The sequence below is a fragment of the Streptomyces sp. NBC_00572 genome, assembly GCF_026341815.1.
Classification (GTDB): Bacteria; Actinomycetota; Actinomycetes; order Streptomycetales; family Streptomycetaceae; genus Streptomyces.
Genome location: NZ_JAPENX010000001.1, coordinates 39,936 through 54,698, shown reverse-complemented (window position 1 = coordinate 54,698; position 14,763 = coordinate 39,936). Strand labels below are relative to the sequence as shown.

Sequence of the window (14,763 nt, the reverse complement as noted above, 5' to 3'; positions counted from 1 at the left end):
CTCGTTCGTCCCCGTGACCGGGCCTGGTGATCCGGGCCCGGAGCCACCGGGACGCGCGCTCAGACCCACACACCCCGCTCGGTCAGCACCGAGCGCAGCGTCTCCAGTTGATCGGTCATGATGCCATCGACCCCGAGGTCGAGGAGAGAGTTCATCCGGGCCGGATCGTTCACGGTCCACACATGGACCTGGAGCCCGCGCGCGTGCGCCTCCCGAACGAAGCGGCGGTCCACCACCGGGATGCCGCCCTGACGCTCGGGGACCTGTGCGGCGATCGCCCCGGCCCGTACCGCCGCCGGGATGCCGAGCGAGCGCAGCCGCAGCCCGATCACCCCGCGCACGCCGTACGAGGTGGCCAGCTCGGGCCCGGCCATCTGCTGGGCACGAGCGATCCGCGCCTCGGTGAAGGAACCCACGCAGACCCGGTCCCAGGCGCGCTTCTTGCGGATCAGGTTCACCAGCGGGTACAGCGCCGACTCGGTCTTGAGGTCCACGTTCCAGCGGGCCTCCGGGAACTCGTCCAGGAGGTCGGCGAAGAGCGGCAGCGGTTCCTTGCCCGCCACGCGGGCCTCCCGGACCGCCGCCCACGGCAGGTCGCGGATCCGGCCCGAGGCGTCCGTGACCCGGTCGAGGGTCGCGTCGTGGAAGGCCACCAGAGCCCCGTCCGACGTCGTGTGCACATCGGTCTCGAAGTAGCGGTAGCCCGCCGCGGCGGCTCCGCGGAAGGCGGCCGCGGTGTTCTCCAGGCCGTTCGCCGTTCCGCCGCGATGGGCGAACGGGAGGGGCGAGGGATGGTCGAGATAGGGGTGGCGTACGCGAGTCACCGCCGCAGTATGGCGCCTTCCGGTGTCGCCGTGGAGACCGCGGTGCTTACGGGGTCCGGCTCGGGAACGGCGAACCGGCGAAGGAAGAACTGGGCGAGGGGTCCGATGGCCAGCGCGTACAGCACCGTGCCGACGCCGACCGAGCCGCCGAGCAGGAAGCCGGTGGCGACCACCGCCACCTCGATCGCCGTCCGAACCAGCCTGATCGACCGGCCGGTGAGCCGGTGCAGGCCCGTCATCAGGCCGTCGCGCGGGCCGGGGCCGAAGCGCGCCGCGATGTACAGGCCGGTGGCCACCCCGTTGAGGACGATGCCGACCGCGAGCAGCGGGATCCGCCCGGCCAGGCCGTGGACGTCCGGGACGAGCGCCAGGGTGCCGTCCATCGCCAGACCGATCGCGAACACGTTGGAGACCGTGCCGAGCCCCGGGCGCTGCCGGATCGGGATCCACAGCAGCAGCACCACGGCCCCCACGATGATCGACACCACGCCGATGGTCAGTCCCGTCTTCTCGGCGAGGCCCTGGTGGAGGACTCCCCAGGGCTCCAGGCCGAGACCGCTGCGCACCAGCAGCGCCGAGCTGACCCCGTACAGCGTCAGCCCCACGTAGAGCTGGACGAGCCGACGGGTGAGGTGCCGGCCGTGGAGGCCGGAGGCGATGGACAAGGGACTTCCCCCAGAGTGGTGGTAGTGGACTGGCTCATGACACTCTGTGGCGGGGGAACGGGTGCCAACCATGGCCAATTCGAGGAAGGTGGACTGATTTCGATGGCCCAGTGGACTTCGGCGGTAGGACCGGCTCAGCTCGCGCGGCAGCTCCAGGCGCAGCAGCCGAGGCCCGCCGGACCCGGCGCCCGGAAGCCGCCCGCCTACCGCGCGCTGGCCGACGGCATCCGTCTGCTCGTCCTGGAGGGGCGGGTCCCGGTCGCCGCCCGGCTGCCCGCCGAGCGGGAACTCGCCCTCGCCCTCACCGTCAGCCGTACGACGGTGGCCGCGGCCTACGAGGCGCTCCGCGCCGAGGGCTTCCTGGAGTCGCGGCGCGGGGCCGGCAGCTGGACCGCCGTACCGGCCGGCAACCCGCTGCCCGCGCGAGGACTCGAACCGCTGCCTCCCGAGGCGCTCGGCTCGATGATCGACCTCGGCTGCGCGGCGCTGCCCGCGCCCGAGCCCTGGCTCACCCGGGGCGTCCAGGGCGCCCTGGAGGAACTGCCCCCCTACGCCCACACGCACGGCGACTACCCGGCGGGACTGCCCACGCTGCGGCAGATGCTCGCCGACCGGTACACCGCGCGCGGCATCCCCACCATGCCCGAGCAGATCATGGTCACGACCGGCGCCATGGGTGCCATCGACGCCATCTGCCACCTCTTCGCGGGGCGCGGCGAGCGCATCGCCGTCGAGTCCCCGTCGTACGCCAACATCCTCCAGCTGATGCGGGAGGCCGGGGCCCGCCTCGTGCCCGTCGCCATGTCGGAGGGGCTCGGGAGCTGGGACCTGGGTCGCTGGCGGCAGGTGCTGCGCGACGCGGCACCCCGCCTCGCGTACGTGGTGGCCGACTTCCACAACCCGACCGGCGCCCTGGCGGACGAGGACCAGCGGCGGCAGCTCGTGGACGCCGCCCGCTCGGCCGGCACCGTGCTCGTCGTCGACGAGACCATGGCCGAGCTCCACCTGGACGACGACCTGGAGATGCCCCGGCCGGTCTGTGCCTTCGACCCGGCCGGCTCCACCGTCCTCACCGTCGGCTCGGCGAGCAAGGCCTTCTGGGCGGGCATGCGCATCGGCTGGGTCCGGGCGGCCCCCGACGTCATCCGTTCCCTGGTCGCCGCGCGCGCGTACGCCGACCTCGGCACCCCCGTCCTCGAACAGCTCGGCGTGAACTGGCTCATGCGGACGGGCGGCTGGGAGGAGGCCGTGACCCTCCGCCGCGACCAGGCACGGGAGAACCGGGACGCGCTCGTCACCGCGGTCCGCCGGGAACTCCCGGAGTGGGAGTTCTCCGTGCCGCGCGGCGGTCTGACGCTCTGGGTCCGGACCGGCGGCCTCTCCGGCTCCCGGCTCGCCGAGGCGGGCGAGCGGGTCGGCGTCCGGGTCCCCTCGGGCCCTCGGTTCGGCGTCGACGGGGCCTTCGAGGGCTTCGTCCGGCTGCCCTTCACGGTCGGCGGGCCGGTCGCCGACGAGGCAGCGGCCCGACTGGCCGCCGCGGCCCGGCTCGTGGAGTCGGGCGCCGGCGGGGGGACCGAACCGCCGCGGTCGTTCGTGGCGTAGTCGTCCGCGTTCTCGCACCTCACGTGTTCTCGCACCTCACGTGAAGAGGCCGGTACGGACCTGGGGTCCGTACCGGCCTCTTCACGCGCGCGTGGTGCTCAGCCCTCCGCGGGGACGGGGGCGTGCAGGGGAGCGGGGCCGGGGTCCGGCTCGGCGCGGGGTGCCGGGGCCGGTTCGGGGGAGCCCTTCACGGTGACCGTCTCGATCTCCATGGTCGTCGCCGTGCGGCGCTCCGGGAGGAGTTCGAGGACCGCCTGGCGGTGCGCCTCGCTCGTCGCGTCGTCGTACGGGTCGGGAGTCGCCGGCACCTGGAGGCGAAGGACCGGGCCGGCGCCCAGGCGCGCGTAGCCACGGCCCGCCGGGACCTGGGACGTCGGCGTGGTGTGCGGCTGGGTACCGAGGACGGCGGCGATCTGCTCCGGTGCGGCGGGGCCGAGCACGATCCGGGCCCTGGTGTGGCTCCGTACCGCCTCGCTCAGCGTGTCCGCGCTGTCGAACTGCTCGGCGACCACCACCGTGACCTGGGCCGCGCGCCCGTGTCGCAGCGGCACCTGGAGCAGCTCCTGCGGGTCGGGGCGGCCGTCGGCGGCGGCCAGGTCGCCGAGGACGCCCGGCCGGTCGAGCAGGATCCACAGGGGGCGGCGGGTGTCCTCGGGCGCGGGCTGTCCGGCCTGCCGGGCCCGGTTCGCGGCGATCAGCCGCCGCTCTGTCTCGTGCGCCGCCCACTCCAGGGTGGCGAGGGCGCCGGAGAGCCCGCACTCGACCGCGAGGACTCCGTCGCGGCCGGTGAGGCACGCGTACTCGCCGGTGCCACCGCCCTCGACGATCAGCACGTCGCCGTGGGGGAGGGCCTGGAGCGCGATCGAGCGCAGCAGGGAGGTGGTGCCGCTGCCGGGCTGGCCGACGACCAGCAGATGCGGCTCGGTGGACCGGGGGCCGGTGCGCCAGACCACGGCCGGCGCGTCCTCCGTACCGTCCGACGCGATCACGGGCACGGTCCGCTGCACGGCCTCCGCGTCGGTGAAGCCGAGGACGGTCTCGCCCGGCACGGTGACGAAGCGCTGGGCGGCGATGGTGGTGGGCAGGGCGGGCAGCACGCTCAGGACGAGCCGGTTGCCCTCCTCGTCCCAGTCGAAGAGGTACTCACGGCCGCGTCCGGACTTGGCGTGCAACAACTGCTCGATACGCGCGCGTGCGGCGGGCTCGCCGTCGGTGAAGTACGGCGGGTACGCGATCCTCAGCCGGGTGAGACGCCCGTCCTCGTCGAAGGCGTACTCCGTGAAGGCGCCGCTCCAGTCGCCGCCGTGGGCGAAGAGCGGGGCGGGGTCCTCGGCGACGGAGAAGTACGGCACGAGGGCCTCGTAAAGGCCCTTGAGCCGGGCGAGCTCCGCGTCGTCGGGACCGGTCTTGACGACGGGGCGCTCGCGACCCTTCCACGCGGCCGCGGCCATGAGCGTGACGAGGGCGAGGAGCGGCCCGTACGGCATCAGGGCGACGACCAGGACGCAGGCCGCGACCAGGAGCAGCGTAGGACCACGCCGCTCCTTGGGGGTCGCGGCCCACTTGGCGCGCGCGGTCGCGGCCAGCTTCCGCAGACCACGGGAGACCGTGATCAGTGGATGGAGCACGTCGGTGGCGCTGTCGGCGGCCGTGCGCGCGATCTCTCGACTACGAGCGATCTGTGCGCTGCCGCTGCTCAGAATGCGGGGGAGTGGTCGCCGGGCCACGAAGTACTCCTGAAGTGGTGGAAGGGACTGGAGGGCGTCAGAACTTGATCCCGCCCAGGAGGCCGGCGAGGCTCTGCCCGCCCGCCGTGATGCTCGGTGCGATGGCGGTACCCGCGAGGTAGAAGCCGAACAGCGCGCTGACGAGGGCGTGCGAGGCCTTCATCCCGTCCTTCTTGAAGAACAGGAAGCAGATGATGCCGAGCAGGACCACGCCTGAGATGGACAGGATCATTGGTTGTTCTCCTGGTTGAGGGGACAGTCACCATGAGTCCTTCCAAGTTCACAGCAAGTATCTATGTGACTAAAGGTGCATTAGAGTGAAAAACGGGCTATTTCACTTGACCGGCGGACATCGAACGGACTGTCGGGTGGCGAAATGTCCGGCGTGCGCTAGAGGAGCGGCCGTGGGCGGGCTGTCGTGATCTTTGCCTCGGTCGGGCGAGGTCATGTCGCCGAACGGGCAGTACCCTGTCGATTCACTCGTACGGCCGCGCTTGCCGTGCACCGGTCGACGAACGCAGGAGAGAGAGGCGGGATCCCCCCGATGAGCGAGACTCCGGACCCCGAGGTCATCGAGCTGGCGTCCAAGGTCTTCGACCTCGCGCGCACCGGGGACGCCGACGCGCTGGCCGCCTACGTCGACGCGGGTGTCCCCGCGAACCTCACCAACGACAAGGGCGACTCCCTCGTCATGCTCGCTGCGTACCACGGCCACCCCGCCACGGTTTCCGCCCTCCTCGCGCGCGGTGCCGACGTCGACCGTGCCAACGACCGCGGCCAGACCCCGCTCGCCGGTGCCGTCTTCAAGGGCGAGGACGCCGTGATCCGCGCGCTCCTCGCCGGCGGGGCAAATCCGGAGGCTGGGACTCCGTCCGCGCTCGACACCGCCCGGATGTTCGGCAAGACCGAACTCCTCGACCTCTTCGGATCCCGGTGAACGGGCGCTGAACCCCAGGTGAGAGCGGCGTCGTAAATGTGGTCGCGGTGGCGAAATGGGTGGGTCATCATGACGTCGGGCCCGGCAAAACGGGCCACCGACGAGAGGCTGAGGAAGATGGTCACTGGCAGGCGATGGACGACGAGCGGCCCGACATGTTGCCGCACGGCCTAGGCGTACGGGCGATGTACCGCCCGACCCGGGTCATCCCGGTATCCCCCGGTCGTGTCGACAGCTTGATGTGAGGCGTCTCCCCATGTTCGATCCAGTCATAGCGCCGAGCGGCACCCTGCTCGGCCTGCTGCAGCGGGGCCGCGGCGACGGCACCCTGCACGCGCTCGCCGCGCCACGCGCCGAGGCCCTCGCGGCCCTCAACCACTGCGTTCTCGACGACCCCCGCCACGACTGGCAGGTCGAGAACCGCTCCCTCTACTACGCCCGTCTCTACCTGGACCTCCACGGCGGTCTCGACGAGATCGAGGCGCACCTCTTCGGCGCCGAGGACCACCTCGACACCGAGGAGTCCAGGACCGGGCTGGCGCTCGCCGTCCTCGGGCACCTCGCCTCCTACGGACGCCAGGACGCCCTGGTCCTGCTCCGTCGCTACGCGGCGACCGGCACGAACTGGGCCTGGGCCCTCGACGAGCTGGCGCTCCGCGACGACGACGCCGGACTCCGCGCGCTCGCCGTTCCCGTGCTCGCCCGCTTCCCGGCCGACGCCGAGGGCGACGCCGAGCTGGCCGGCGTCGTACGGGACGCCTTCGAGCCCCGCCCCTGGCGCCTGTGGGCCGAGGACCAGCGGGACGCCGTCGGCGCCCGGGTCAGGGCCGCCCAGGAACAGGGCTCCTTCGACCGCTGGCAGCGCCAGATGCGCCCCGCCGGGCCCCGCCCCGGCTGGAGCGTGCGCGCCGTCCTCGACTGGGCGCAGGAGGGCTACGAGCGCGGAGCCGTGCTGTACGGCCCCGCCGCCCGCTGCCTCACCGCCGTCGCGGGTCCCGAGGACCGGCCCGAACTCCTCGCCGCCGCCCGCCACGGCTCGGTGGGAGCCCGGGGCGCCGCCCTCCACCACCTCGCCGAATCGCGGGACCCCGCGGTCCTCGACCTCGTCGCGGCCGCCGCGGACGGCGACTCAGGCGAGGTCGCCGAAGCCGCGATCGCCGCCTACCGCCGCATGTGCGGCGAGGACGCCGTCGCCCGCGCCCGCGCGTGGGTCCGCCGGACCGACGCCCTCGGCGCCGCCGCCGCGGACGTCCTCGCCTCCCGAGGCACCGCCCAGGACTCCCCCTCCGTCCTCGGCGCGCTGCGCGACACCATCCGCTCCGAAGGCCCCGACGCGCCCGCACTCGGCGCGCTCGTGGACGGCGCCGGCCGCCTCGGCATCGTCTGCGCCGCCCCCGTACTGCGCCACGTCTACCGTGAGACGGCCTCTTCCCAGCTACGCGGGCGCGTGGCCCGCGCCCTCGCCGCCACCGACCCCACCTTCGCGAACGGCTTCGCCGTCGAATGCCTGTGGGACTGCGAGGAGACCACCCGAGAGGTCGCGGCCCAGCACGCCGAGACCGGGGACGTGCGCGTCGCCGAACGATTGCGCCGCCTCGCGGCGGACCCGGCCGAAGAGGTCGAGGTCCAGACCGCGGTACGCAACCGGATAGGGCCTGACCTGCAGGTCTGACCGCGGCGAGGTCCGGCCCGGACCTCGGACCCGACCCGAGCTCCGGCCCCACCGGCCGGACCCGGTCACCCCCGTCACCCGGCTCCGGGGCGGCGCGGCCCCCGGCGGAGAACCCGCCGCGCGAGGCCCCGCCCCGGAGAACCGGCCGGGCACGCCGAGTGCGGGGACACGGGGGAGCGCCCGGCACGCTTCCGCACGGCGGCGCTTGATCGTTTCCAGCCACCGGCGGTCCCCGCGCGAAACGCTCATGGGACGTTCCCTCCCTGTCCAGATCAACGTTGGCGGGGACACGCCGAGCGCGACGACAACACCCGTATGCGTGTCGTCATCGTCACCGAATCCTTCCCTCCCGACGTCAACGGTGTGGCGCACTGCGCCCTGCAGACCGCGCGCCACCTCGTCCGGCGGGGTCACACCCCGCTCGTCATCGCCCCCGCCGTCGCCGACCCGGCCGCGGACGCCGACGCACCCTGCGCCGTGGTCCGGGTGCCCTCCCTCCCCCTCCCCGGCTATCCGCAGGTACGCGTCGCCCTGCCCAGCCGCCGTGTCGCCGCGGCCATCGCCGCCCACCGCGCCGACCTCGTCCACCTCGCCGGCCCGTTCGTCCTCGGGGTGCGCGGGATGACGGCCGCCACCCGGCTCGGCATCCCCGCCGTCGCCGTCTACCAGACCGACCTCGCCGGCTACGCCCGCACCTACGTGGGAACAGGCGAGGGCGCCGCCTGGCGCCGCCTCCGCGCCGTCCACGGAGCGGCCGACCGCACCCTCGCCCCGTCCTCCGCCGCCGTCCGCGACCTGGAGGCCCACGGCATCGGCCGCATCCGGCTCTGGGGCCGCGGGGTGGACACCGTCCGCTTCCGCCCCGAGCTGCGCGACGACGCCCTGCGCGCGGAACTCGCCCCGAACGGGGAACTCCTCATCGGCTACGTGGGCCGCCTCGCCCCCGAGAAGCGCGTGGACCTCCTTGCCGCAGCCGCAGAACTCCCCGGGGTGCGGCTGGTGGTCGTCGGGGACGGGCCGAGCGGGCCCGCGCTCCGCACCGCCCTGCCGGGCGCCCGGTTCCTCGGCCGCCGCACGGGCGCCGACCTCGCCCGGATCTTCGCCTCGCTCGACGTGTTCGCCCACACCGGCCCCTTCGAGACCTTCTGCCAGACGGTCCAGGAGGCCATGGCGAGCGGAGTCCCGGTGATCGCCCCGGCCGCCGGCGGACCCCTGGACCTGGTCGACCACGGCCGCACCGGACTCCTCGTACCCCCGGGAGACCCGGACGCGCTGCGCGCCGCCGTCGCCTCGCTGGCCACGGCGCCGGACCTGCGCGCGGCCTTCGGCCTGGCCGGCCGCGCCACCGTCGAGGGCCGCACCTGGGAGGCCCTCGGCGACGAGCTGATCGGGCACTACCTGGAGGTCCTGCGGGCGCGGACGGTGGTGGCGGCATGAGAGGCGGCCGTGTTGACCGGGTTCACGGCGGCGGCGACGCCGAAGAGGTTCACGGCCACGACGGGGCCGGGCTCCGGATCGTACGGCTCGCCAACTTCGTCACCCCCACGTCGGGCGGCCTCCGTACCGCCCTCGACCAGCTCGGCCGGGGCTACCGCGCGGCAGGGCACCGACCCGTCCTGATCGTCCCCGGCGACGTCGCGAGCGACGTCCATACCGAGCAGGGCCGGGTCATCACCCTCCCCGGCCCCGTACTGCCCGGCACCGGCGGCTACCGGGTCCTCGCCGACCGGCGCCGGCTGCGCCGCCTCCTCGACGGACTCGCGCCGGACCGGATCGAGGTCTCGGACCGCACGACCCTGCGGTGGACGGGGGAGTGGGCGCGGCGCGCCCGCGTGCCCTCGGTGATGGTCTCCCACGAGACCGCGGACGGGGTGCTGCGCACCTGGGGGGTGCCTCCGTCGGTCGCGGCCCGCGCGGCGGACCGGCTCAACCGCCGCACGGCGTGGGCGTTCGCGCGGATCGTCTGCACGACGGAGTGGGCGGAGCGCGAGTTCGTACGGATCGGGGCACGCAACGTCGTACGGGCTCCGCTCGGCGTGGACCTGGAGCGCTGCCGGCCCGGCCGCCGCAGCACCGCGCTGCGGGCCCGGCACGCGGACGGGGAGCGGGTACTGCTCCTGCTCTGCTCGCGCCTCTCCGTGGAGAAGCGGCCCGGTACGGCCCTGGACGCCCTCGCGGAGCTGCGGGACGCGGGCATCGAGGCGGCGCTGGTGGTCGCGGGCGACGGGCCGCTGAAGGGCGTCCTGGAGCGGCGGGCCCGGGAGCGACGCCTCCCGGTGAGGTTCCTCGGGCACGTCGCCGACCGGGAGGCCCTGGCGGACCTCCAGGCGGCGGCCGACGTGTGTCTGGCCCCGGGACCCGCGGAAACGTTCGGTCTCTCCGCCCTGGAGGCCCTCGCCTGCGGGACCCCCGTCGTCGTCAGCGCCTCCTCCGCACTCCCCGAGGTCGTCGGCGCCGCGGGTGCCTCGGCCGTGGACACCCCGGGTGCCTTCGCCTCCGCCGTACGGGGACTCCTCGCGGCCCCGGAGACCGCCCGCCGCAGGGCCGCACGCGCGCGTGCGGAGGTCTTCACCTGGGAGCGCTCCGTCACGGCCTTCCTCCGGGCACACGACGCCCTCCCGGCCCCGGAGGCGCTACTCCCCGAGGAGGTGCGCCGATGACACCGGACCAGGCGTCCGCCCCGGTCGCGCTCGCGATCTCGGTGGAGCCCAAGGCGACGGCCCCGGTGCCCGTCGCGCTCGCCACTCCCGCCGCGGTCCCCGCGCCCGCCCCCGCCCGCGTACCCCCGCCCCGCCCCCGCCCCCGTCCGGGGACCACCGGCACCGTCCGGTTCGTCGTGCTCGGGGACTCGCTCAGCGAGGGTGTCGGGGACCGGGTGGACGGGACCTGGCGGGGGTGGGCGCCGCTCCTCGCCGACGGGCTCGCGGCCGAGGGGCAGGAGACGGCGTTCCTGAACCTCGCCGTCAGCGGGGCGCTCAGCGGCGACGTCGCTGACCGGCAGGCCCCCCAAGCCCTCGCCTTCCGGCCCCACCTCGCCTCCGTCGTCGTCGGCGTCAACGACACCCTGCGCCGCACCTTCGACATCGGGGCGCTCGCCCGCCGACTCGGCCGGGTCTGTGCCGACCTCGACGCCGCCGGAGCCGTGCTCCTGACCGCCTGTCTGCCCGACCCCGGCCGGATGCTCGGCCTGCCGGCCCCGCTGGCGCGCCCGCTCGCCCGCCGCCAGCGGTCCGTCAACGCCGTCGTGCACGCTCTCTCCGCCCGCTACGGTGCCGTCCACCTGCACCTCGCCGACGACAGCTGGACCGAGGACCGCACCCTGTGGAGCGCCGACCGGCTGCACCCCGGCGAGCGCGGGCACCGGGCCGTTGCCGAGGGGTTCCACCGGCTCCTCGCCGACCGGTGCCTCGCCCACGGGGCGCCGCCCGCGCGGGAGCCCGGCCTGCCACCGCCGAGCCGCGCCGAGACCGTGCTCTGGCTCGCCACCGCCGGTACCGGCTGGCTCCTCCGGCGCAGCCACGACCTGCTGCCGCAGCTCCTGCTGCTCGCCGGTGCGGAACTGCGCCACTGGGCCGACGGCACCGGTCCCGCACCCCTCGACGCGCGCGCGGACGCCGCCCTCGCCGCCGCACTCACGGCCACAATGGGGAGATGAACGGGCGCTGGGAGTTCTGGATCGACCGGGGCGGCACGTTCACCGACGTCGTGGGCAGGCGGCCCGACGGCCGGCTCGTCACGCGCAAGGTGCTCTCGCACGATCCCACCCGGCGTCAGGACGCCGCCGTCGCCGGAATCCGCCTCCTCCTCGGCCTGGGGCACGACGAACCCGTCCCCGCCGACCGGATCGCCGTCATCAAGATGGGTACCACCGTCGCCACCAACGCCCTCCTGGAGCGGCGCGGCGAGCCGACCGTGCTCCTCGTCACCGAGGGCTTCCGCGACGCGCTCCGCATCGCCTACCAGAACCGGCCCAGGCTCTTCGACCGCCGGATCGTGCTCCCCGAAGCGGTCTACGCGCGCGTGATCGAGGTTCCCGAGCGGGTCGACGCCCACGGCCACGTCGTCCGGCCCCTGGACGAGTCCGCCGTCGCCGAGGCGCTCGACGCCGCCCACGGCGAGGGATTCCGCTCGGCCGCCGTCGTCCTCCTGCACGGCTACCGCCATCCGGCCCACGAGGCCCGGATCGCGGCGATCGCGCGCGACGCGGGCTTCACCCAGGTCAGTTCCTCGCACGAGGTGAGCCCGCTCATCAAGCTCATCCCCCGCGGGGACACCACCGTCGTCGACGCCTACCTCTCGCCGATCCTGCGCCGGTACGTCGACGAGGTCGCCCACGAACTCGCCGGAATCCGCCTCATGTTCATGCAGTCCAACGGCGGACTGCGCGAGGCGGCCCACTTCCGGGGCAAGGACGCCGTACTCTCCGGACCCGCCGGCGGCGTCGTCGGCATGGCCCGCACCTCGGCACAGGCGGGCCACGACCGCGTCATCGGCTTCGACATGGGCGGCACCTCCACCGATGTGTCGCACTACGCCGGCGTCTTCGAGCGTGAACTCGGTACACAGGTCGCCGGGGTGCGGATGCGGGCACCGATGATGAGCATCCACACCGTCGCGGCCGGCGGCGGGTCGGTCCTGCACTTCGACGGGCGCCGCTACCGGGTGGGCCCCGACTCGGCGGGCGCCGTCCCGGGCCCCGCCTGCTACCGCCGGGGCGGGCCGCTCACGGTCACCGACGCCAACGTCATGCTCGGCCGCGTCCAGCCCGCCCACTTTCCCGCCGTGTTCGGCGAGACGGGCGACCTGACCCTGGACGTCGACGTCGTACGGGAGCGGTTCACCGCCCTCGCGGAGGAGGTCGGCGGCGGCCGCACGCCCGAGGAGGTCGCGGCGGGCTTCCTGGAGATCGCCGTCCTCAACATGGCCAACGCGGTCAAGAAGATCTCCGTCCAGCGAGGCCACGACATCACCCGGTACGCCCTCACGAGCTTCGGCGGCGCCGGTGGCCAGCACGCCTGCGCGGTCGCCGACGCCCTGGGCGTCGACACCGTGCTCGTACCCCCGCTGGCCGGGGTGCTCTCCGCGTACGGCATCGGGCTTGCCGACGCCACCGCCATGCGCGAGCGGTCCGTCGAGGCAGAACTCGACGCCCCCGGCACGCACGCGCGCGTGACGGACCTGTGCGCCGAACTCGCCGACCGCACGCGCGCGGAGCTGCGCGCCGACGGCCTGCCGGACGAGGCGATCACGACGCACGCGCGCGTACTCCTGCGATACGCGGGCACCGACGCGAACCTCCAGGTCGACCTCGCGCCGCCCGAGGACCTGAAAGCGGAGTTCACAGCGGTTCACCGCGCGCGGTACGCCTTCACCATGGACCGGCCGCTCGTCGTCGAGGCGGTCTCCGTCGAAGCCGTCGGCCGGGCAGGTCCGCACGGCCCCGTTCACGCCGAGCCGGCAGCCCCGGATGAGCCCGCAGCCCCGGATGACGAGCCCGCAGACCGGGACGAGCCGGCAGCACCGGACGAGTGGGCCGCACCGCCCACGCCCCACGCCACCGTCCGGATGTTCAGCGCCGGTACGCCGCACGAGGCTCCCCTCCACCGGCGGGAGGACCTGCGGCCGGGCGACGTCGTGGACGGACCCGCGATCCTCGCCGAGGCCGACGCCACGACCGTCGTCGACAGCGGCTGGCGGGCCACCGCGACCGGCACCGGACACCTCCTCCTGCAGCGCGTCACCCCCCGCCCCGCACGCGTGGCGGCCGGCACCGACGTGGACCCCGTCCTCCTGGAGGTCTTCAACAACCTCTTCATGGCCATCGCCGAGCAGATGGGCGTCCGCCTGGAGAACACCTCCCAGTCCGTCAACATCAAGGAACGCCTCGACTTCTCCTGCGCCCTCTTCGACGCCGAGGGCAACCTCATCGCCAACGCGCCCCACATCCCCGTCCACCTGGGCTCCATGGGCGAATCCATCAAGGAGGTCCTGCGGCGCCGCCGCGACGACCTGCGCCCCGGAGACGTGTACGCGATCAACGACCCGTACCACGGCGGCACCCATCTGCCCGATGTCACCGTCGTGACGCCGGTCTTCGACGCATCGGGCGCCGAACTCCGCTTCCTCGTCGCCTCACGCGGCCATCACGCCGAGATCGGCGGGATCACCCCCGGCTCCATGCCCGCCTTCAGCCGGACCGTCGACGAGGAGGGCGTCCTCTTCGACAACTGGCTGCTCGTACGGGACGGGCGACTGCGCGAGGCCGAGACACGGGCCCTGCTCACCGGCGCCCTTCACCCCTCCCGCGACCCGGACACCAACCTCGCCGACCTCCGCGCCCAGATCGCCGCGAACGAGAAGGGAATCGAGGAACTCCGCAAGACCGTCGACGAGTTCGGGCTCGGTGTCGTCCAGGCCTACATGCGGCACGTCCGCGCCAACGCCGAGGAGTCCGTCCGCCGCATCGTCGCCCGTCTGGACGACGGCGCATACCGCTACGAGACCGACGGCGGCGCGGTCATCCGGGTCGCCGTCCGCGTCGACCGCGAACGGCGGTCCGCCGTCCTCGACTTCACCGGGACCTCCCCGCAGCTGCCGGGGAACGCCAACGCGCCCACGGCCGTCGTCATGGCCGCCGTCCTGTACGTCTTCCGCACCCTCGTCGACGAGGACATCCCCCTCAACAGCGGCTGCCTGGAACCCCTGGAGATCCGGGTCCCGCCCGGCTCCATGCTCGCGCCCGCCCACCCGGCCGCCACCGTCGCCGGGAACGTCGAGACCTCCCAGGCCGTCACGGGCGCGCTCTACGCGGCCCTCGGCGTCCAGGCGGAGGGCTCCGGCACCATGAACAACGTCACCTTCGGCAACGCGCGCGTGCAGTACTACGAGACGGTCGCCAGCGGCTCCGGCGCGGGCGACGGCTTCGACGGCGCCGACGCCGTCCAGACCCACATGACCAACTCCCGGCTCACCGACCCCGAGATCCTGGAGTGGCGCCACCCGGTCAGGATCGACGCCTTCGCGGTACGGGAGGACGGCGGCGGGCGCGGCCGCTGGCGGGGCGGACGCGGGGTGGAGCGCCGCATCCGGTTCCTGGAGCCGATGACGGTGGCCCTCCTCACCGGACACCGCAGGGTCCCCCCGTACGGCATGGCGGGGGGCGAGCCGGGCGCCCTCGGCGAGAACCTCGTGGAACGCGCGGACGGCACCGTCGAGCGCCTCGGCTCCGCCGCCACCACAGAGGTCGGGCCCGACGACGTCCTGGTCCTGCGCACCCCCGGCGGCGGTGGCTACGGCCCGCCGCCCGACGGGAAGTGACATCCGCCGCCCCCAGATC

The 14,763-nt window shown here is 74.3% G+C and carries 11 protein-coding genes; 7 read left to right on the top strand and 4 right to left on the bottom strand.

Annotated features, from left to right (window positions below):
- Window positions 1-59 precede the first annotated feature (59 nt).
- Window positions 60-824 (bottom strand): glycerophosphodiester phosphodiesterase family protein, encoded by a 765-nt coding sequence (locus tag OG514_RS00205; RefSeq protein ID WP_266889484.1) that lies wholly within the window; start codon window positions 822-824, stop codon window positions 60-62.
- Window positions 821-1,489: a YitT family protein gene (locus OG514_RS00200; protein WP_266889481.1), complete on the bottom strand. Its 669-nt coding sequence runs from the start codon at window positions 1,487-1,489 to the stop codon at window positions 821-823. The genes OG514_RS00205 and OG514_RS00200 overlap by 4 nt, the downstream gene beginning before the upstream one ends.
- Before the next feature lie 102 nt (window positions 1,490-1,591).
- Between OG514_RS00200 and OG514_RS00195 the strand changes: the two genes are divergently transcribed.
- Window positions 1,592-3,091, top strand: coding sequence for a PLP-dependent aminotransferase family protein (locus OG514_RS00195; RefSeq protein WP_266889478.1), 1,500 nt, complete (start codon window positions 1,592-1,594; stop codon window positions 3,089-3,091).
- A 98-nt stretch (window positions 3,092-3,189) separates the two neighbouring features.
- Here OG514_RS00195 and OG514_RS00190 read toward each other — a convergent pair whose 3' ends face one another.
- Both OG514_RS00190 and OG514_RS00185 read right to left on the bottom strand, forming a co-directional pair.
- Window positions 3,190-4,818, bottom strand: a complete 1,629-nt coding sequence (locus OG514_RS00190) for a hypothetical protein (RefSeq protein WP_266889475.1) — start codon at window positions 4,816-4,818, stop codon at window positions 3,190-3,192.
- A gap of 37 nt (window positions 4,819-4,855) precedes the next feature.
- Window positions 4,856-5,050, bottom strand: coding sequence for a hypothetical protein (locus tag OG514_RS00185; RefSeq protein WP_015032212.1), 195 nt, complete (start codon window positions 5,048-5,050; stop codon window positions 4,856-4,858).
- Between the two features lie 312 nt (window positions 5,051-5,362).
- Between OG514_RS00185 and OG514_RS00180 the strand changes: the two genes are divergently transcribed.
- The 6 genes from OG514_RS00180 to OG514_RS00155 all read left to right on the top strand — a co-directional run bounded on the left by OG514_RS00180 (window position 5,363) and on the right by OG514_RS00155 (window position 14,744).
- A complete protein-coding gene (locus OG514_RS00180) occupies window positions 5,363-5,755 on the top strand; it encodes an ankyrin repeat domain-containing protein (protein WP_266889469.1) in 393 nt (130 codons plus the stop codon).
- Between the two features lie 256 nt (window positions 5,756-6,011).
- The gene (locus OG514_RS00175; RefSeq protein WP_266889467.1) at window positions 6,012-7,427 is read left to right on the top strand and encodes a HEAT repeat domain-containing protein; all 1,416 of its coding nucleotides are present in this window, start codon (window positions 6,012-6,014) and stop codon (window positions 7,425-7,427) included.
- 315 nt (window positions 7,428-7,742) lie between these two features.
- Entirely contained in the window at window positions 7,743-8,864 is a 1,122-nt protein-coding gene (locus OG514_RS00170) for a glycosyltransferase family 1 protein (protein ID WP_266889464.1), read from the top strand.
- Window positions 8,861-10,087, top strand: a complete 1,227-nt coding sequence (locus OG514_RS00165; RefSeq protein WP_266889461.1) for a glycosyltransferase — start codon at window positions 8,861-8,863, stop codon at window positions 10,085-10,087. Before OG514_RS00170 ends, OG514_RS00165 begins: the two co-directional genes overlap by 4 nt.
- Window positions 10,084-11,082, top strand: a complete 999-nt coding sequence (locus tag OG514_RS00160; protein ID WP_266889458.1) for an SGNH/GDSL hydrolase family protein — start codon at window positions 10,084-10,086, stop codon at window positions 11,080-11,082. Before OG514_RS00165 ends, OG514_RS00160 begins: the two co-directional genes overlap by 4 nt.
- A complete protein-coding gene (locus OG514_RS00155; RefSeq protein WP_266889456.1) occupies window positions 11,079-14,744 on the top strand; it encodes a hydantoinase B/oxoprolinase family protein in 3,666 nt (1,221 codons plus the stop codon). The genes OG514_RS00160 and OG514_RS00155 overlap by 4 nt, the downstream gene beginning before the upstream one ends.
- The last annotated feature ends 19 nt before the right edge of the window (window positions 14,745-14,763 follow it).